14 protein-coding genes are annotated in these 17,520 nt (G+C 66.6%); 9 read left to right on the top strand and 5 right to left on the bottom strand.

Annotated features, from left to right (window positions below):
- The first annotated feature begins 51 nt into the window (after positions 1–51).
- The 6 genes from B1A78_RS13990 (at position 52) to B1A78_RS13965 (ending at position 5,579) form a co-directional block, all read left to right on the top strand.
- Positions 52–2,268 (top strand): catalase, encoded by a 2,217-nt coding sequence (locus B1A78_RS13990; protein ID WP_083734178.1) that lies wholly within the window; start codon positions 52–54, stop codon positions 2,266–2,268.
- Positions 2,269–2,273: 5 nt separating this feature from the next.
- The gene (locus B1A78_RS13985; RefSeq protein WP_077147548.1) at positions 2,274–3,413 is read left to right on the top strand and encodes a glycosidase; all 1,140 of its coding nucleotides are present in this window, start codon (positions 2,274–2,276) and stop codon (positions 3,411–3,413) included.
- A 243-nt stretch (positions 3,414–3,656) separates the two neighbouring features.
- Positions 3,657–3,947, top strand: coding sequence for a hypothetical protein (locus B1A78_RS13980; protein ID WP_144037833.1), 291 nt, complete (start codon positions 3,657–3,659; stop codon positions 3,945–3,947).
- A gap of 9 nt (positions 3,948–3,956) precedes the next feature.
- A complete protein-coding gene (locus B1A78_RS13975; RefSeq protein WP_144037832.1) occupies positions 3,957–4,292 on the top strand; it encodes a hypothetical protein in 336 nt (111 codons plus the stop codon).
- Positions 4,289–5,044 (top strand): SDR family oxidoreductase, encoded by a 756-nt coding sequence (locus B1A78_RS13970; protein ID WP_077147545.1) that lies wholly within the window; start codon positions 4,289–4,291, stop codon positions 5,042–5,044. The genes B1A78_RS13975 and B1A78_RS13970 overlap by 4 nt, the downstream gene beginning before the upstream one ends.
- Positions 5,045–5,318: 274 nt before the next feature.
- Complete coding sequence (locus B1A78_RS13965; RefSeq protein WP_077147544.1) at positions 5,319–5,579, top strand: hypothetical protein; 261 nt, start codon at positions 5,319–5,321, stop codon at positions 5,577–5,579.
- Positions 5,580–5,592: 13 nt separating this feature from the next.
- On the opposite strand, the gene B1A78_RS13960 is transcribed toward B1A78_RS13965, so the two are convergent.
- Together B1A78_RS13960 and B1A78_RS13955 are read right to left on the bottom strand one after the other, a co-directional pair.
- The gene (locus B1A78_RS13960; protein WP_077147543.1) at positions 5,593–6,900 is read right to left on the bottom strand and encodes a glycoside hydrolase family 130 protein; all 1,308 of its coding nucleotides are present in this window, start codon (positions 6,898–6,900) and stop codon (positions 5,593–5,595) included.
- The gene (locus tag B1A78_RS13955; protein WP_083734176.1) at positions 6,854–9,202 is read right to left on the bottom strand and encodes a glycosyltransferase family 4 protein; all 2,349 of its coding nucleotides are present in this window, start codon (positions 9,200–9,202) and stop codon (positions 6,854–6,856) included. The genes B1A78_RS13960 and B1A78_RS13955 overlap by 47 nt, the downstream gene beginning before the upstream one ends.
- Before the next feature lie 394 nt (positions 9,203–9,596).
- On the opposite strand from B1A78_RS13955, the gene cphA reads away from it, so the two are divergent.
- Genes cphA through B1A78_RS13940 form a run of 3 tightly spaced genes read left to right on the top strand, consistent with a single transcriptional unit; the run spans position 9,597 to position 13,963 of the window.
- Entirely contained in the window at positions 9,597–12,326 is a 2,730-nt protein-coding gene (cphA, locus tag B1A78_RS13950; protein ID WP_256838358.1) for a cyanophycin synthetase, read from the top strand.
- Positions 12,319–13,182, top strand: coding sequence for an isoaspartyl peptidase/L-asparaginase family protein (locus B1A78_RS13945; RefSeq protein WP_077147541.1), 864 nt, complete (start codon positions 12,319–12,321; stop codon positions 13,180–13,182). Before cphA ends, B1A78_RS13945 begins: the two co-directional genes overlap by 8 nt.
- On the top strand, positions 13,172–13,963 hold the full coding sequence (locus B1A78_RS13940) for a cyanophycinase (protein ID WP_077147540.1): 792 nt from the start codon (positions 13,172–13,174) through the stop codon (positions 13,961–13,963). The genes B1A78_RS13945 and B1A78_RS13940 overlap by 11 nt, the downstream gene beginning before the upstream one ends.
- A 14-nt stretch (positions 13,964–13,977) precedes the next feature.
- On the opposite strand, the gene gntA is transcribed toward B1A78_RS13940, so the two are convergent.
- The 3 genes from gntA to B1A78_RS13925 all read right to left on the bottom strand — a co-directional run.
- Complete coding sequence (gene gntA / locus B1A78_RS13935; protein ID WP_077147539.1) at positions 13,978–14,664, bottom strand: guanitoxin biosynthesis heme-dependent pre-guanitoxin N-hydroxylase GntA; 687 nt, start codon at positions 14,662–14,664, stop codon at positions 13,978–13,980.
- A 139-nt stretch (positions 14,665–14,803) separates the two neighbouring features.
- Positions 14,804–16,780, bottom strand: coding sequence for a relaxase/mobilization nuclease RlxS (rlxS, locus tag B1A78_RS13930; RefSeq protein ID WP_077147538.1), 1,977 nt, complete (start codon positions 16,778–16,780; stop codon positions 14,804–14,806).
- Between the two features lie 258 nt (positions 16,781–17,038).
- The coding region (locus B1A78_RS13925; protein ID WP_218667983.1) for a hypothetical protein at positions 17,039–17,520 on the bottom strand (482 nt) is incomplete at its 5' end.

Genomic DNA, 17,520 nt, shown 5'->3' with positions numbered 1-17,520 from the left:
AAGCCAAAACCCCGCCGCGGCCAAGGCGCCGCCGCGATCGCGGGCAATGACATGGGCGGGGAGTCGCCGCGAAAGGCGCCGCTCTTCCCGGCCGATGCGCCGATCGCAGAAAGCTTCGCCGAGGATCGCGGCGATGGCGGAGAGACGCATCAGGCAGGCGGCGGCCATGCGCCGCTTACCACGCAGCACGGCGTCCCCGTCGCCGACGACCAGAACAGCCTCAAGCAGGGCGGGCGCGGTCCGACGCTGCTCGAGGATTTCCACTTCCGCGAGAAGATCTTCCATTTCGATCATGAGCGCATTCCCGAGCGCGTCGTCCATGCGCGCGGCTATGGCGCGCACGGCTATTTCGAGCTGACCGACAGCCTTGCCGATGTCAGCCGTGCCGATATCTTCCAGCGCGTCGGCGAGCGCACCCCCGCCTTCGTCCGCTTCTCGACCGTGGCGGGCTCGAAAGGATCGTTCGACCTCGCGCGCGACGTGCGCGGCTTCGCGGTCAAGCTCTACACTAGGGAGGGCAATTGGGATCTCGTCGGCAACAATATCCCCGTCTTCTTCATCCAGGACGCGATGAAATTTCCCGATCTCGTCCATTCGGTGAAGCCCGAGCCCGACCGCGCCTTCCCGCAGGCCGCCTCGGCGCACGACAATTTCTGGGACTTTATCAGCCTCATGCCCGAGAGCTTCCACATGATCATGTGGACGATGTCGGACCGCGCGATCCCCCGCTCGTTCCGCACGATGGAAGGCTTCGGCGTCCACACCTTCCGGCTCATCGACGCCAAGGGCAAGTCGACCTTCGTCAAATTCCACTGGAAGCCCAAGCAGGGCCTCCAGTCGGTGGTGTGGAACGAGGCGGTCAAGATCAACGGCGCCGACCCCGATTTCCATCGCCGCGATCTCTGGGATGCGATCAATGCCGGCGACTTTCCCGAATGGGAGCTTGGCGTCCAGCTCTTCGACGACGCCTTCGCCGACAAATTCGAGTTCGACGTTCTCGATGCGACCAAGCTCATTCCCGAAGAGCAGGTCCCGGTTCGTATCATCGGCCGCCTCGTCCTCGACCGCGTCGTCGACAATTTCTTCGCCGAGACCGAGCAGGTCGCCTTCTGCACCCAGAATATCGTCCCCGGCATCGATTTCTCGAACGATCCGCTGCTCCAGGGCCGCAATTTCTCCTATCTCGATACGCAGATCAAAAGGCTCGGCGGCCCCAATTTCACCCATATCCCGATCAATGCGCCGAAATGCCCGATGGCGCATTTCCAGCAGGACGGTCATATGGCGATGCGCAACCCCGTCGGCCGCGCCAATTACGAGCCGAACAGCTGGGGGCCGACCGACGGCGGTCCGCGCGAGGATCCCGCCCGCGGCTTCCAAAGCTTCCCCGAGGACGCCGAGGGCGCCAAGCGCCGCATCCGCCCCGAAAGCTTCGCCGATCATTATAGCCAGGCCCGGCAATTCTACATCAGCCAGACGCCGGTCGAGCAGAAGCATATCGGCGACGCTCTGGTATTCGAACTCTCCAAGGTCGAGCGCCCCGACATCCGATCGCGGACCGTATCGCATCTGATCAACATCGACCGCGGCCTCGCGGCAAATGTCGCGGATGGACTCGGCCTGCCGCTCCCGGCCCCCGCCAAGCCCGCGAAAAATCCCCTCGCCGATCTTCCCCCTTCCCGGCCGCTCAGCATCGTCCTGAACGGGCCGGCCAGCTTCGCCGGCCGCAAGCTCGGAATCCTTGCGACCGATGGGTGCGACGCGAAGCTGTTCAAGGCGCTGACCAAGGCGGTCGATGCTGCAGGCTCGGTCTGGGAGCTCGTCGCGCCGAAGATCGGCGGTGTCACTCTGTCAGACGGAACGAGCGTCGCGGGTCGGCACAAGATCGATGGCGGACCGTCGGTGCTCTTCGATGCGGTCGCGCTTCTGCCAAGCGACGAGGGCGCGGCGCTTTTGGCCGGCGACGCCGCGGCCAAGGATTTCGTCAGCGACGCCTTCGCCCACTGCAAGTTCATCGGCCACACCGCCGATGCAGCGCCCCTCTTCGCGGCGGCCGGTATCGCCGACAAACTCGACGAGGCATGCATCCCGCTTGCGAAGGTCGGCGACGTAACCTCCTTCCTCGACGCCTGCGCCGCGATGCGTCACTGGGAGCGCGAGGCCGAGGTCGATCTCGACGCCAAGCCGGGCCCGGACAAGCGGCCGGCGAAGACAAAGTCCGGCAGCGACGCGCCCGCGGCAAAATCGGGTCCGAAGGCCCAACGGTAACCCTTATGCCGGAACAGGAAGCCGCCACGGGCTTTGCAATCGACCGCCTCGTCTTCGGCCCCGACGACGTCGATCTGTCGCGCTCGCCGCTCGCGGGGCAGCTCGGCCGCAACACCTATGTGCTCGGTGCATTCAACCCCGGGCTGCTCCGCCTCCCCAATGGCAATCTGCTGATGATGGTCCGGGTGGCCGAGGCGCTGCGCGATCCCGTCGAAAACGGCCATGTCCATTCGATCCGGTGGGAAGCTGGCCGCTACAGGCTCGACGCCTGGCCGCTCGATCTTTGCGATACGGCCGATCCGAGAAAGTTCATGGTGCGCGGCGGCAGCTGGCGCGTCATGGCGCTGACGTCGCTTTCTTGGTTGCTTCCTGTCGAACTCACTCCCGACGGGCTCGAGGTCGTCGCTGTCCATTATGACAAGGTCGTCGATCCGGGCGCGGACTTCCAATGCTACGGCGTCGAGGATGCCCGCATCAGCAAGATCGGCAAGCGCTGGCTCATGACGACCTGTTCGGTCAGTCCCGAGCGTCATTCGACAACGCTCTACAGTTCGCTAAACGGCCTCGACTGGACATTCGAGGGCATCGTCCTCGATCATCAGAACAAGGACATGCTGATTTTCGAGGGTCTCATCGACGGCCGCTACTGGGCCCAGACGCGCCCGCTCGGCGATCTCTATTTCGCCTATCCGCCCGGGTCCGAATGGCGTGCTGGCCCGTCGATCAACCTCGCCACCTCCCCCGATGCGCTCCACTGGAAGCCCCATGAAGCGCCCGGTATCCGCCCGCATGCCCAGACGGTCGCGACCGCCCGTATCGGCGGCGGAACGCCGCCCATCCACACCGAGGCGGGCTGGCTGACGCTCTGGCATGGCGTCGAGCCGAAGGAGATCGTCGGCATCTACCGCACCTACTGGTCGCTGCTCGACGCCAACGACCCGTCCGTCGTGCTTCGCACCGATCACCGGCCGCTCCTCGAGGCCAATCCCGAGCTGACGCGGCCGCTCGAGGACAAGCTCTATATCCGCGACGTCGTCTTCACGACCGGCATTGCCGATGGCGGCGACCATTATATCGTCGCGTCGGGCGAAGCCGATCTCGCCTGCCGGATCACGCATATTCCCAAAGCGCATTTCGAACCCTGACACGGCACGGCAAGCGGCCCTGTTGCCCGTCGACCGGTCTGTTCATTGCTCGCAACCATGTGCACCACAGCTTTTCCGGCAACCATAACGGCAATGCCCCCGCCCCGTGACCGATCCGAGTTGCTCCGCTGCGTCATAAAGCGCCCAACATTTGTTAAGCCGCCGCTACGTCGGGCAACTTTGCACTCGCCGCCCCGTTGCCTTCTCATACTCCTCGTTTCTTCGACCAAAAGGATTGAGCTTATGGCACGGACTATGACGGCGGATCGCCGCTCCTCGGGTTTCGGAAAGCTGCTCGGCGTCGGCGTCCTCGGTGCGCTCTTATGGTTCACGCGCAAGCAGACCCCGGAAGCCGCCGCCAAGGACGACGGTCATTCGGCGGCATTCGCCGATGGCGAGACGCACGCCGAGAATTTCGACCAGACACGCTCGGCTGGACCGCGCGGCATGCGCGATACGGTGCGCCGCGACTGGGACCGCGTCGACCAGGCCGCCGATGAGTCTTTTCCGAGCAGCGATCCGCCGGCTTATTGAGCCGCGGCAATGGAGAATATCATCCCCACCCCCCTTGCCACTCCGTCCGGAAACTCTGGGCCGGACGGGCATGCGGCCGCGCGCAAGCCGACGATCATGCTGCATTATGGCGACGATGCGCTCGGCCTCGAGAAGCGTCTCCTTTTCGAAGCGGCGGGCCCTGCCGCCGCGCTCGATGTTGCTGCTGGCGAAGCAGCGGGCCGCAATGCGCGGCTGTTCGTCGATGGCGAGCCGCTCTGCAGTCTGCTGAAGGCCGACGAAGACTTTCCCTACTGGATCGTCGGGGCATCCGGTCCAGCTCCAAACGAGCTGTCTGTGTCCGAAATGTCGGAGGACGAACCATGATCGACGAAGCCGACGCCCATACCGAGGCGCCCGACATCAAGGGACGCCGCGCGATCGTGACGGGCGGCACGACGGGTATCGGCCGCGCGATTGCCGTCCTCCTCGCAAGCTATGGCGTCAAAGTCTTCATCTGCGGGCGTACGCCCGAGCATCTCGACGATGCGCTGCAACGCATCAGCGAAGTCGGCGAAGGCGATGGCATCAACGTCGATCTCTCCGTCCAGGAAGATGTCGACCGCTTCTTCGAGGCCGCCACCGATTATCTCGGCGAGATCGATATCGCGGTGATCAATGCTGCTATTCCCGCCGAGGCGCTGGCCGATGCCGGCGAGAGCGAGGCCCGCTATCAGCTCGAGACCGATTTCGTCGCCTATTTGATCTGCGCGCAGGAGGCCGCGCGCCGCATGTCCGCAGGGAGCGACATCATCATGATCGGCTCGATGAGCGCGGTCTCGCGAGGACCCGGCGGATCGATCTATGTGGCCGCAAAGACCGGCATCCAGGGTTTCGTCCAGTCCTTCCGCAAGGAACTGGCCGAGCTGGATATCAAGGTCGGCCTGATCGAGCCCGGCTTCACCGGCGCCGACTTCCAATATCCCGAATTCCCGCCCGAAAAGCAGAAGGAACTGATCGCCAAGCATCAGATGCTGCGCGCCGAGGATATAGCCGTCGCCGCACATTATATGCTCGTCCAGCCGCGCCGCACGGCGGTCTCCCTGATCCGCGTCGAGACGCGGCTCGATCATCCATGACGTTGGCTGATCTTCCTACGGCGCACGGCTTCATATTGCCTCCACCGGTCCCGCCCGTCGGGGCGCACGCCCGCACGTTTGCGCGAAACCGCTCGGCCGGCGCCACGAGGACTTGATTTAGGTTATGACAAGACTGGATTTGAAGACGCCGGAGCGCCATAGGCGAGCATGAGGCTCGCCGGATCGCCATGTGTCGTGGTGCAGTGACGAAGGTGCGAGGGCCGGAACGAAACCCCAGGCAGACTTGTGAGTTGCCGAAGGTGGGAGAAGTTGGATGCCCCGTTATTACTTCCACAGCAGCAGCGGCCGCCGCGAGCTCGACGATGAAGGCGTCGAACTTCCCGATACGGCCGCGGCACGGGTTGAGGCGGCGCGCTATGCGGGCCACCTGCTCGGCGACAATCCAGATCTCATCAACGATATCGATACGCTCCGGGTCGAAGTGACCGACGAGGATGGCTGCCTCTGTTGCGCTGTACTGATCGCATCGGTCGATGCCCGGCGGAAGATCGAGCGTCCCGCGCCTCCGCAATAAACCGCTTCGCTCTCTAGCTCATGCTCGCCAGCAGACGCTCGATCGGCGTCGTCGCAAAACCGATCGCACTGTCCGAGATGCCATAAGGGATGAACAGGTCGCCGCCGGCGCGCATCGCGCCGCACGTGTAGACGACGTTGGGCACATAGCCCTCACGGTCGCTCTCGGCAGCCGAGAGGATCGGGCACTCGGTGCGCGCGATAAGCTTCGTTGGATCGTCGCGGTCGAGCAAAGCCGCGCCGAGGCTGTATTTGCGCATCGCGCCGACGCCGTGGGTCAGAAGAATCCAGCCCTCGTCGCATTCGATCGGACTGCCGCAATTGCCCATCTGGACAAGTTCCCAGGCGAAGGCCGGCCGCATGAGGATCTGGCCCTCATCGTCCCAATCGGTGAGACTGTCCGAGGCGATGATCGTGATATTTTTCCCGTCCTGCCGCGCGATCATGAGATAGCGGCCGCCGACCTTGCGCGGAAACAGCGCCATTCCCTTGTGGCGGGCGGCGCGGCCCGAAAGCGGTTCGAGCGAAAAGCCCGAGAAATCGGTCGTACGCAGAAGTTCGGAACGGATCGCCTGCCCCGAGTAAGCGGTATAGGTTCCGATATATTCGGTGCGGCCGTCATCGTGCACGAAGGGCACGAGGCGCAGATCCTCGATGCCGCCGCGCTGCGCCTCGGTCATCGGGAAAAGAACGCTGTTCGATATCGCACTGTCGGGCTGCCGATGGACATTCACCCGTCCGTCTTCGCCGAGCCGGTGGCGGTCGTCGGCGACCGCCGCCATCGCCGGGCCCGACTGCGGCCAAAGCGTGAAATCGCCGCCCTCGCCGATGATCCCCTCGCGAAAGGCGACCGAGCTGATATGGCCCTCGCCGACCGCGCGCATCGACATGATGAAGCGCTGCTGGTCGGGCGCGAGCCCGCTCTGATCGGGATGCGGGACGACGCTCGGGTTCATGAGCGCAGCCGCGGCATAGCTATATTCGTGACAGAAATAGGCGCCGATCAGCCGCCGTTTGACCGGAGAGACGCCCGGAGGGTCGAGCGCGAGATCCTCGGACACCTCGGCGAAGCGTTCGTCGAAGATCCGCCCGATCTGCCAGTGCCGCTCGGAAAAATCCTTCCACACAAGCCCGAGCTGCGCCTCGGCCTCCTCCTCGTCCATCGCCAATATATCGCTTGCGAGCTGCGCCGCGCGCGAGGGCTCCGAGACATTGGACTGCCAGGCAAGGTGGAAAGGCCGCAGCACGACCCGCGCGGGGTCGGCAGCGAGCTTCTCATGAAGAATGTAGAGCGGCGTGTGGTTGGGATTGCAGATCAACATCGGTGGCGCTGGTGTCCTTCGCTGTCCCTCGCGTCCAGAATGTATCGGCCATCGCGCGGTGCGCAAGGTGAAAAGCCAGCGCGGACTCGGCTCCCACATTCGAATTCACCCCGTGACGGGTCAGCCCGTCGCAGCAGCGCCCCGTCGCCGAGCTCGCGATCACCGCCCCGCGGTCGTTCGCGCCGAGGAACCAGCCATAGGCCCGCTCGGCGCGGTCATGCCAGCGCAGCTTGCCCGTGAGCCGGTAAGCGGTGGCGGCGGCATCGACCGTCGCCCATGCTTCGAGCGGCTGCTGATCGAACGGAAAAAGCTCGCCCTCGGCGCCGAAGCCCTCGCAGCCCATCGGGCGGAAATGCCCCTCGCTGCTCGTCTGGACGTCGCAGAGCCAGTCGAGCGCCGCGATGCCGGCTTCCTCGAGCGGGACCGAGCCGAGCCTGCGGCCTGCGCGCAAAAGCGCCTCGGCGAGCCGGGCATTGTCATAAGCAAGCATGGGTTCGAACCACTCCCAGCCGCTCCGCCGCGCGCTCTTCCAGAGCGCATGCAGAAATGCGCCGCCGCGCTCGACGATGGCGCTCGCGCCGGCATGATCGGGCTCGCGCGCCAGAAGTTCGTCGGCTCCGAGCAGCGCGAAGGCGATCGCCCGTGGGCTCTTGAGGTCAGCGGCGAGCGGCGCGGTACGCGTGAACAATTCCGCGCACCAGCTCCTGAGCTCCTGCGAGCGTGCGTGCGCCGCGCCATGGCCGAGCGCCCAGAGCGTGCGGCCGTTGCTGTCCTCGGAGCCTTCCTCCTCGAGCCAGCGCCGGTCATAGCCCATGAAGTTGCGGAAGCGGCCGCGATCAGGATTCCAGCCATGATGGAGGAAAGCGGCGTAGCGCGCGAAGAGGAGGCCATATTCCTCCTCGCCGAGCGAGGGGCTTGCATTGACGAGCATAAGCGCGCGCGCATTGTCGTCGATGCAATAGCCGTGGTTGCGGTCGGGGATGAGCCCCGTTCCATGCTGCAAGATACCGACATCGTCCGACAGCGCGCGGATCGCGGCGAAGGAGGGAAACATCCGCCGCGGTTCGCGCCGCGCAGGCGCCGCCGCCACCTCTTCAATGAGCGATGCGAAGCGCGCCGCGATCGCCGGCCAGGCGGTCAGCCGGCCGCGCGCATAGGCGCGCTCCTGCAACGCGCGCCGTTCGCCGGGATGCGCGAGCAGCAGCAGCACCGCCTCGGCGATCGCCTCGCTGTCGGTGCCGGCAAGCAGGATGCCGACATCCTCGGCGAGCAGCTCGCGCGCGTGAACGAAAGGCGTCGAGACGACCGCGCGGCCGAGCGCCACGGCATAGGCCAGTGTACCCGAAGTGATCTGCGCGAGATTGGGATATGGCGCGAGGTAGATGTCGCAGAGCTCGATCTGTTCGAGAAGCTCGGGCAAGTCGAGGAACCGGTTCTCCCAGGCGATATTGTCCGCGACGCCGAGTTCCTCGGCGAGGTCGGCGAGGCTCTGCCGATAGGCCTCGCCCTCGGCGGCGACGAGATTGGGATGGGTCGCGCCGACGATGCGATAGAGGATGTCCGGATATTGCGCGGCGATCGCCGGCAGCGCGCGGATCGCGGCTTCGAGCCCCTTGCCCGGCCCCAAGAGCCCGAAGGTCGAGACGACCGGACGCTCGCCAAGCCCCAGCCGCTCGCGCAGCGGCGAACGTTCGGCAAAGGCCCGGTCGGGCGTGCCATGCTCGATGAGCTCGATGCGCTTCGCCTTGGCGCCGTAGACGCGGATCAGCGTCTCGCGGCCGAACGCGCTCATCACGACGAGCTTCGCCGCCTTTCCGACGAGATGCTCCATCACGCGCCGCTGGTCGGCGCCGGGCTCGGCGAGGATGGTGTGGAAGGTGACGATCAGCGGTGCCGCCACCCGGTCGACGAGCCCCAGGACCATGTCGCCCGCGGGGCCCCCGAAGATGCCGAATTCATGCTGGAGCCAGACCGCGTCGGCGCCGCTCGCATTGATCGCCTCGGCGGCGGCGCGATAGTCGTCGGCGTCGCCTTCCCCGATGCCGGCGATGGCGGCCGCATCGCTGGCATCGCCCGCCCGCACCGCCATCGCATAGACGTCGATCGCCATGTCGGGACGCGCGGCTTTGAGATGATCGTAGATGTCGGCGGTGAAGGTCGCGATCCCGCACTGGCGCGGGCGAAAGCAGCCGATGAGCGCGAGGCGCCGCGCACGTGCGGCGATCCCCGCGACGGCATCGCCATGGCGGCTTTCTTCATTGTCGAATGCGGTAAGGAAGCTGGTCTCGCTGTCGAATTTCATCGTCGTGCCTTCTGTCCGGTCCCCCCGAATGAAGAACAGGCGCGCGCATCGACCTCGCCTTCATCCCCGCGAACTGGTCGATCAGGGAAAGGCCGACCCCGAAGGGCGCGCCCGGTCTGGCAGGAGAAGCGTGTCGCCTGAAAGCCCAACGCGCCCCTCCGCGCGCGGTTGCCGCCGCGCCCGCGACAATCGCCATGATCCATGTTAACCCCGGCAACCGGGCGTCAGCCGCTCGCGTTGGCAGCAGCAGGATCCAGCCAAGGACAAGCATGCTCCGCGCCCCCCTCTCCCCTTCCGGCCTCTCCCTTTCCGGCCCCACCCTCTTCCGAGCCGCCGCCGGGTCCGCGCCCACCGTCCGGGACGCGTTGTCGCTCTGCCGTCAAAGGCCCGGGCCTTGACCTCCGCTTCGCTGCGGGTGCTCGAACGCTCGGTCTATGCGGGGCCCAACCTCTACGGCCGGCGTCCGATGATCCGGATCCGCGTCGATCTCGGGATGCTCGACCGCTATCCCAGCGATCGCTTGCCCGGCTTCGCCGACGCTTTGCAATCGCTGCTCCCGGGCCTTGCCGACCATGGTTGCAGCTATGGCGAGGCGGGCGGCTTCCTCCGCCGGCTCGCCGAAGGCACCTGGCTCGGCCATATTATCGAGCATGTGGCGATCGAGCTGCAGACGAGGGCCGGCGCAGGGGTTACCAGGGGCAAGACGCGCCGGGTGCGCGGCAAGCCGGGCCACTATGACATTCTCTATTGCTATGCCGATGCGCCGAGCGGCCTGGCCGCCGGGCGCGCCGCGATCGAACTGGTGGACGCGCTGCTTCCGCCCGCGCTGCGCGGGGCCGCGGGCCTCGACCGCATCGCCCCTGCGCTGGACGGCTCTCCGACCGACATGGCTACGCGGCTGAGCGCGCTTCGAACGCTCGTCCGCAAGAACGGGCTTGGCCCCAGCACCGCGGCGCTCGTCGCCGAAGCGCGGCGGCGGCATATTCCGGTCTTCCGGCTCGACAAGGCAAGCCTCATCCAGCTCGGAACGGGCCATCGCCAGCGCCGTATCCGCGCCAGCGTGACCGGCGCGACCTCGCTGATCGGCGCCGAACTCGCCGCCAACAAGCAGGCAGCGAAGGAGATGCTCGCGAGCATCGGCATCCCGGTGCCATCGGGAGAACTCGTCCGAACCATATCCGAAGCCGAACGCGCCGCCGCGAAGCTCGGATGGCCGGTCGTCGTCAAGCCGCTCGACGGCAATCAGGGCCGCGGCGTGACCACGGGCGTCGCCGACGGCGCCGGGCTTCGCGATGCCTTCGCGCGCGCGCAGGCCGTCGCACCGCGCGTCATCGTCGAGCGCCAGCTCAGCGGCGCCGATCACCGCATTCTCGTCGTCGGCAAGGACGTGGTCGCGGTCGCCGAGCGCGTCGCCGCGCATGTCACCGGCGACGGCCGGACCAGCATCGCGGCACTGATCGAGGCGGTGAACAACGATCCACGCCGCGGCGTCGGCCATGAAGGGGTTCTCACCCGGATCCGCGTCGACGCCGCGCTCGAAGCCTTTCTCGCCGAGGCGAACCACACGCTCGCGAGCGTGCCCGCCGTGGGCGAGACCGTCATGCTGCGCGGCGCCGCCAACCTCTCGACCGGCGGGAGCGCGATCGATCGGACCGATACCATCCATCCCGAAAATGCAGCGATCGCGATCGACGCCGCCGCCGCGCTCGGCCTCGACGTCGCCGGCATCGACATGATCGTCCCCGACATCGCCAGAAGCGTTCGTACGACGGGAGGCGGCATCGTCGAAGTCAACGCCGCCCCCGGGCTTCGCATGCATCTTGCGCCGTCGGAAGGAACGGCGCGCGACGTCGCGCGGCCGATCATCGCCTCGCTCTTTCCGAAGGGCCGCAAGAGCCGGATACCCGTATTCGCCGTCACCGGGACGAACGGCAAGACGACTACGGTGCGCATGCTCGCGAGGATTCTCGAACGGCACGGCCTCACCACCGGCTTTACCTGCACCTCGGGCGTCTATGTCGGGGAGACCCGCAGCGCCGCGGGCGACGCCAGCGGCCCCAAGAGCGCGCGCATGCTGCTTCACCACCCCCGGGTCGAGGCGGCGGTGCTCGAGACCGCGCGCGGCGGAATGCTGCGCGAAGGCCTCGCCTTCGACGCCTGCGACGTCGGCGCGGTCCTGAACGTCACGCCCGATCATCTTGGCCTCAAAGACATCGACACGCTCGCCGATCTCGCGCGCGTGAAGGCGATCGTCGCGCGCAACGTCAAGAAGAGCGGCGCCTGCGTGCTCAACGCCGCCGACCCGCTCACCGTTCGCATGGCGCGCCGCGCCCGCGGCCGCATCGTCTGGTTCACCGGCGGCGCGGCAGAAGACGCACTGGCACCGATCGAAGCGCATCGGGCGAGCGGCGGGCTGGCGGTAAGCTGCGAGGGCGGAACGCTGATGCTCCACCGCGGCGGCGAGACCCTGTCGATCATCTCGATTGCGGCGATCCCCGCGACGCTGAACGGCGCCGCCCTCTTCAATGTCGAGAATGCCGCGGCTGCGGCCGCGATGGCGGCCGCTTACGGAATTGCTCCGGGCGCGATCGCCGCCGGCCTTGCCTCCTTTCGGCCAAGCTTCGAGGATTCGCCGGGGCGGCTCAGCCTTACCGAGGCGCATGGGGTGCGGATCGTCGTCGATTATGCCCACAACCGCGCCGCGCTCACCGCACTCGCCGACCTGCTCCAGTCGATGCGCGGCGACAGCGCTGCCCGGGTGATCGGCATGATCGGCATTCCGGGCGACCGGCGCGACTGCGATCTCGTCGATATCGGCGCCCTCTCGGGCCGGATGTTCGACGTCCTGATGCTGCGCGAGAATGTCGACCTGCGCGGCCGCCCGCCCGGCGAAGCCAATGCCCTGATGCGCAAGGGCGCCCTCGAGGCGGGGCTCGACGCGGACGCGATCGGCCTCCACGACGGCGAATTTGATGCCGCCTCGGCGTGCCTCGCCGCCGCGCGCCCCGGCGACATCGTCGTGCTCACCCCGACCGACGTCGACGGAATATGGAGGCTCGTCGAAGCCTGGGCGGCGGGCCCCGGTCCGCTGGACGCCCGATTGCGGCAAGCGGCACATGGCTGAGGGGCGCTGGGCGATCGCCGTCCATGGCGGCGCATGCGATATTCCTGCCGATCTGCAGGCGCCGCGCCGCGAAGGATGCGCAGCGGCGGCGGACGCCGGCGCGATGATATTGGCGCGCGGCGGCTCCGCGCTCGACGCGGTCAAGGTCGCGGTGTGCCTGCTCGAGGACGATCCCCTGTTCAACGCCGGCCGGGGATCGGTGGCGAATGCCGACGGCTTGGTCGAGATGGACGCCGGCATCATGGACGGTGCCACGCTCGATGTGGGCGCCGTCGCATGCGTACGCTTCCTCTACAATCCCGTCGAAGCCGCACATGCCATGCTGCGTGAGCCGCCTGTCCTCCTTGTCGGCGCCGGCGCCGAGGCGTTCGCGAAATCACGCGGAATCCCGGAAGCGCGAGAGGGCCTGCGCCCGTCGATGCCTGGCGGACGCGATCATGATACCGTCGGCTGCGTTGCCCGCGACCGCAAGGGCCATGTCGCCGCGGCGACGTCGACCGGTGGGCTCGCGGGCACGCTCGCCGGCCGCGTGGGCGACGCACCGCTTCCCGGTTGCGGCTTCTATGCCGAGGACGGCATCGGCGCGGTGTCGCTGTCGGGCGACGGCGAGGCGATCGCGCGGACGCTGCTCGCCGCGCGCGTGATGCGCGCGCTCGAAACGGCGGCCGCCAGCGCGGCGGCCGGGGCGATCTTCGATCCCATGACGCGTCTCGCAGCCGAGGCGGGCGTCATCCTCCTCGACCGCGAAGGCAGGGTCGGCATCGCGCACAACAGCCCGCATTTTGCCGCTGCCTATGTCGGCGAGGGCATGGAGCCGGTGTCCGGCCTCGTCTGGAAGGAAAATAATGGCAGATAGCGCCGGCCCCCTGTTCGTGATCGGCGGCCATGAAGACAAAGATGGCGGCCGCGAGATACTCGGCGCGATCGCCGCCGAGCTCGGCGAAGGCACGCTCGTGATCGCCACGATCGCGAGCGCAAAGCGCGACGGATATTTCGAGGCCTATTGCGAGGGCTTTGCCCCGCTCGGTGTCGGCCGCCTCGTCGAGCTCTATCTGGACGACCGGGATCAAGCCCATGACCCGGCGCGCGAAAGGATGATCGACCAGGCCGACGGCATCTTCTTCACTGGCGGCGACCAGTCGCGCCTCATGACCCTTATCAAGGATACGCCGGTCGAAGCGGCCGTTCGCGCGCTCCACGAACGCGGGGGGCTTGTTGCGGGAACGTCGGCGGGTGCGTCGGCGCAAGGCGAGACGATGCTCGTAGGCGGCGGCGGCGAAGAGACGCCGCGCCTCGGCGACATCGAACTGGCGTCGGGGCTCGGACTGATCCGGGATAGCATCATCGACCAGCATTTCGCCGAGCGCGGGCGCATCGGGCGGCTGCTCGGCGCGGTCGGGCGTCGTCCCGATTGTCTCGGGATCGGAATCGACGAAGACACCGCGCTCCGGATCGAGGCGGGAAGCGCGCGGGTGATCGGAAGCGGCGGCGTCACCATCGTCGACGCCTCGCGGGCAAGCCATAGCAATGCGGCGGATGCCCGACCTGGCGACATATTGTCGCTACACGGCGCGACGCTTCATGCGCTCGGCAACGGCGACCGCTTCGACCTCATCGCGCGCCGCCCCGCAAGTTAGGCTGCGCCGAAGGCTCAGCGCGCCGGGCTGCGCCCAGCGAAGGGACAACGCCAGTCGGGCCCGACCGCCCGCCCCGAATATTGGCGCGCCTCTGACATATCGCCGTGACGCGCGAGCATCGGGTTCGCGCTGCCGGCAAGGGCGACGTCGCGCGCGATGATTTTGCCGCGCATCGTTTCGTAGACGTCTGTCTCGCGCAGCTTCTCGAACTGGTCGTGAAGGTTGAACACCAGCGCGGGGCGTTCGAAACGGCGAGCGGGCCGGCTTGCCCCGGGGTGGAGGCCCACGACGAAAAAGGCCTCGCCGCCGAAGCTCAGCGAGAAATGCGGATCCTCGGGGCTGTGACTGACGCGCGGATCGGGGGGCTGGCCCGCCCAGTCGTCCTTCCGGCTCAGCGATTCGAGTCGGTCCCAAAGGCATATCTCGAACGCTTCCTCGTCGAGCCCGCCATCCTTCTCGAAGATCACCACGAGCGAATGGAAGAGGCTCGGCGACCGCGCATAGCTCCAGGCAAGATCGAGAAGATTGGGATAGATGCGCAGATCGTCCCAGGCCGAGCGCATGTCGCGGGCGACGACGAAACGAATCTGCTGCCGCGCCAGCGCGGACTTCGCCCCGACGCATGGGAAGTCCGCGGCGCGGATGAAGGCCTGGAAGCGTTGCGCTAGCGGATGGGAAATGTCGTCGGTTGGCGGTAGCATGCTCCTGAAACTGCTTCGCTTTGCAGCAGTTGCAGCGAGTTAACCTGGGTTGCGTCGATTTGGCCAACAGCCGTCCCTTCTCGTCCCGCCAAAATCCTTCCCCTTCGAGTGCAATGCGCAGCGCGCAACAAGGCCGACTTCACGCAATCGTTGGACCTCCCCGGCTACGCCCGAACGTCCAGCTAACCCCGCCTTCACGTAGTTGGCCCGCCACGTCTTTTCCGAGACTTCGCTCGAACACCGGCTTCCACGGGACGAGCGTGAACTGCTTCGCCTTCTCGATGACAGCATAGGAGGCGCCCGCACCGTCTATGCGTCGGACAAGCCGTCCAGTGATCCGTTCCCCGATGGCGACTTCTTCGAAGCGCTTGCCGAGCTCGGTCGAGAGCCGCTGTGCCAGGCGCAGCAGTTCGCGCCGCTGGAGCTGCGCAAGCGCGCCCTTGCGATAGACTACCGCCTCGCCGATTTCATCGGCAAGTTCGGCGTCGATCAGCCATCGCTGGCGTATCGCTATGGCTGCGCGAACCTCGCTGCCAAAGCCATGATCACGCAGCGGCACGCGATCGTCGGAATTGGCTTCGCGATCCAGCCAGGTGACAGCCTCGGCGCGGGCGAGGCGTTCAACGGGAACGGCAGACAATATTTCGACCGCCACCGGTCGATCCTTGATCTGATCCCGCTCGTAGCGCTCGGCGCGTGCCAGATGATCCGACCCAATCGCCCAGCTGCCATCGTTCGCGCGGTCCACGACACGGGCCAGACGGCGCATCGCCTCGAGGCGGCGCACATGGCTTTCGATGAAATCGCGGCTCGCCGAGGGATCCTGCGCCTGGTGCGCCGCGACGTCGTAGCGCCCGCCATTGGCTAGAGCCACGGCGGCGATTGTCCGATCTGCCTCGCGTACGCCCGCGGTCGCCGGAGACAGGCGAACCACTGCATTGGCTGGAATAGGCCCGACCGCTTCCCCGCGGCCGATCGGGACGTAGTGCGAGCGGCCGTCGACACCGTCGATGATCAGGTAATGCCGATCGCTATATTCATCGGCGAGCCCCCGCGCCGCTACCTTGCCTACAAGGCTCTCGCCTGCTGCGAGACCGGTGTCGTGGATGACCCTCTCCGCCGGCGCCAGCGCGCGCGATCGTGCGGTCATTTCGCGCTGCATCGTCCGGATGATATCCCCCTGCTCGCCCATCCGTTCGAGCGTCTTCTGCATCCCGTCCTCCAGTCGCCATTGGCCGGGCGCGATCTCGTCGGCGAGGCCCATCGCGCCAAGCTTCTGCAGCCGCCCAGCTTGCAGCGTCTGAATGACCGGATCCTTGTCTTTCGCGGAGACGAGCGGCAAGCGCTCGGCCGCGCGTAGAAACTGCCGGTCGATTTCGGTGAGGCGCTCGGCACTCATATCGCGGCGCAGCCGCGTCTCGATCTCGAGCCGGGTCTTAGGGCCAAGATCGAGCGTCGCGATCTCGCTCGCACGGGCCCGGATTCCGTGCGCGATATAGTCGCGCGCGATGACCAGATTTTCACCGCGATCATCCTTGCCGCGCAGCATGATATGGCTGTGGGGATGGCCAGTATTGAAATGGTCGACGGCGACCCACTCGAGCTTCGTTCCGAGATCGTCTTCCATTGCCGTCATCAGCCGCCGGACGAACGGCCTGAGATCATCATAAAGGTCGCCCTCCTCGACCGAGACGATGAAGCGAAACTGGTGCCGGTCACCCGCGCCGCGATTGAGGAAGGCCGACCCGTCTGCGAGGTCCTCCCGCGCATTGTAGAGCTGACCCGGCTCACCCTCGCGCGTGACCCCGTCGCGCTGGATATATTTGAGGTGCGCACGCGCTGCCGCGACCCCTTTGGACCCTAGTCTGACAAGCCGCGTCTTCACGACGACGCGGCGCGATGCATTCCAGTCGCGGCCCCCGCGTGAGGACAGCAAACGTCCGTTCGCCGAGCCCCGCCCGATCCGGCTCCCGTCAAAGCGGCGGGGGTCGGGCGAGAGCCGCCGCCCCGCAAGGCCCGCGGCGAGCAGCCGGCCGAGATATTTTCGCGCTTTCTTGCCGCGCGCCGCACGCATGCGCCCAAGCCGCGGCTCGAAATCCTCCTCGTCCCCGCTCATGCAACGACGCCATTCCGCGCGCCGCGGAAAAGCTCGGAATTCTCGTAAAAGGAGCGCGCCAATCTCGCACGTTGAGGCCCTATCTCCGGAAAAAGGGATGTGCAGACAGATGGATAGTCTCGACCGCGAGACTGTCCCTTTATCTTGCCATCAAGGCCCTCACCGAAATGCCGATCCCCTCTTCCTGCGCTTACCGATGGCAAGCGCGCAAAAAGGAGCGGCGCCGAAGCACCGCTCCCTTGATATCTTGCACGGCGCTCAATGCACCGATGCGAAGGCGCAGTCGGCCTCATCCTCGCTCGCAAATGCGCGCAGCCCAAGCATTCCGTGAACCGCGTGCGCTCCGTCCAGAAGCAGCACCGCGACGTAGAAGCGGCCGTCGAAATATCCCTCGACCGCAACCCGTTCGAGCTCGATATCTTCCTCTTCCAGGCTCCAATAGCCCCCGAGAACCCGCTCACGGGTCCGTGCGTCCCAATGGAATTCAGCATCTTCCGCCGCGACGAAAATGCGCGCCAGACCCTCAGCGGCCTCCTGTCCGAACTCGCGTCCGAGCCCCACCACGAGCGCCGAAAAACACCGATCCGCGCTTTGAACCTGCGATGCGTAAGCCATGTCATCCTCCTGGATTCGACCGTTCCCCAAGTCGGGAACCATCTTTCCGGGACGGGCGACGGCGTGGCTGTCAGGGCCGCCGGAGCGCAGCGGAGGCGCCGCGAAGCGGCGGTGGGGGGAACCGA

The organism is Sphingopyxis sp. KK2 (genome assembly GCF_001990265.1).
GTDB lineage: Bacteria > Pseudomonadota > Alphaproteobacteria > Sphingomonadales > Sphingomonadaceae > Sphingopyxis.
Note: the sequence above shows the minus strand (reverse complement) of the source record. Positions and strands in the feature narration are given on the sequence as shown.

Bases quoted from the DNA above. Each gene is read 5' to 3' on its own strand.
- B1A78_RS13990 (WP_083734178.1), top strand. From the start codon at position 52: ATGGGCGGGGAGTCGCCGCGAAAGGCGCCGCTCTTCCCGGCCGATGCG.
- B1A78_RS13985 (WP_077147548.1), top strand. From the start codon at position 2,274: ATGCCGGAACAGGAAGCCGCCACGGGCTTTGCAATCGACCGCCTCGTC.
- B1A78_RS13980 (WP_144037833.1), top strand. From the start codon at position 3,657: ATGGCACGGACTATGACGGCGGATCGCCGCTCCTCGGGTTTCGGAAAG.
- B1A78_RS13975 (WP_144037832.1), top strand. From the start codon at position 3,957: ATGGAGAATATCATCCCCACCCCCCTTGCCACTCCGTCCGGAAACTCT.
- B1A78_RS13970 (WP_077147545.1), top strand. From the start codon at position 4,289: ATGATCGACGAAGCCGACGCCCATACCGAGGCGCCCGACATCAAGGGA.
- B1A78_RS13965 (WP_077147544.1), top strand. From the start codon at position 5,319: ATGCCCCGTTATTACTTCCACAGCAGCAGCGGCCGCCGCGAGCTCGAC.
- B1A78_RS13960 (WP_077147543.1), bottom strand. From the start codon at position 6,900: ATGTTGATCTGCAATCCCAACCACACGCCGCTCTACATTCTTCATGAG.
- B1A78_RS13955 (WP_083734176.1), bottom strand. From the start codon at position 9,202: ATGAAATTCGACAGCGAGACCAGCTTCCTTACCGCATTCGACAATGAA.
- B1A78_RS13945 (WP_077147541.1), top strand. From the start codon at position 12,319: ATGGCTGAGGGGCGCTGGGCGATCGCCGTCCATGGCGGCGCATGCGAT.
- B1A78_RS13940 (WP_077147540.1), top strand. From the start codon at position 13,172: ATGGCAGATAGCGCCGGCCCCCTGTTCGTGATCGGCGGCCATGAAGAC.
- gntA (WP_077147539.1), bottom strand. From the start codon at position 14,664: ATGCTACCGCCAACCGACGACATTTCCCATCCGCTAGCGCAACGCTTC.
- rlxS (WP_077147538.1), bottom strand. From the start codon at position 16,780: ATGAGCGGGGACGAGGAGGATTTCGAGCCGCGGCTTGGGCGCATGCGT.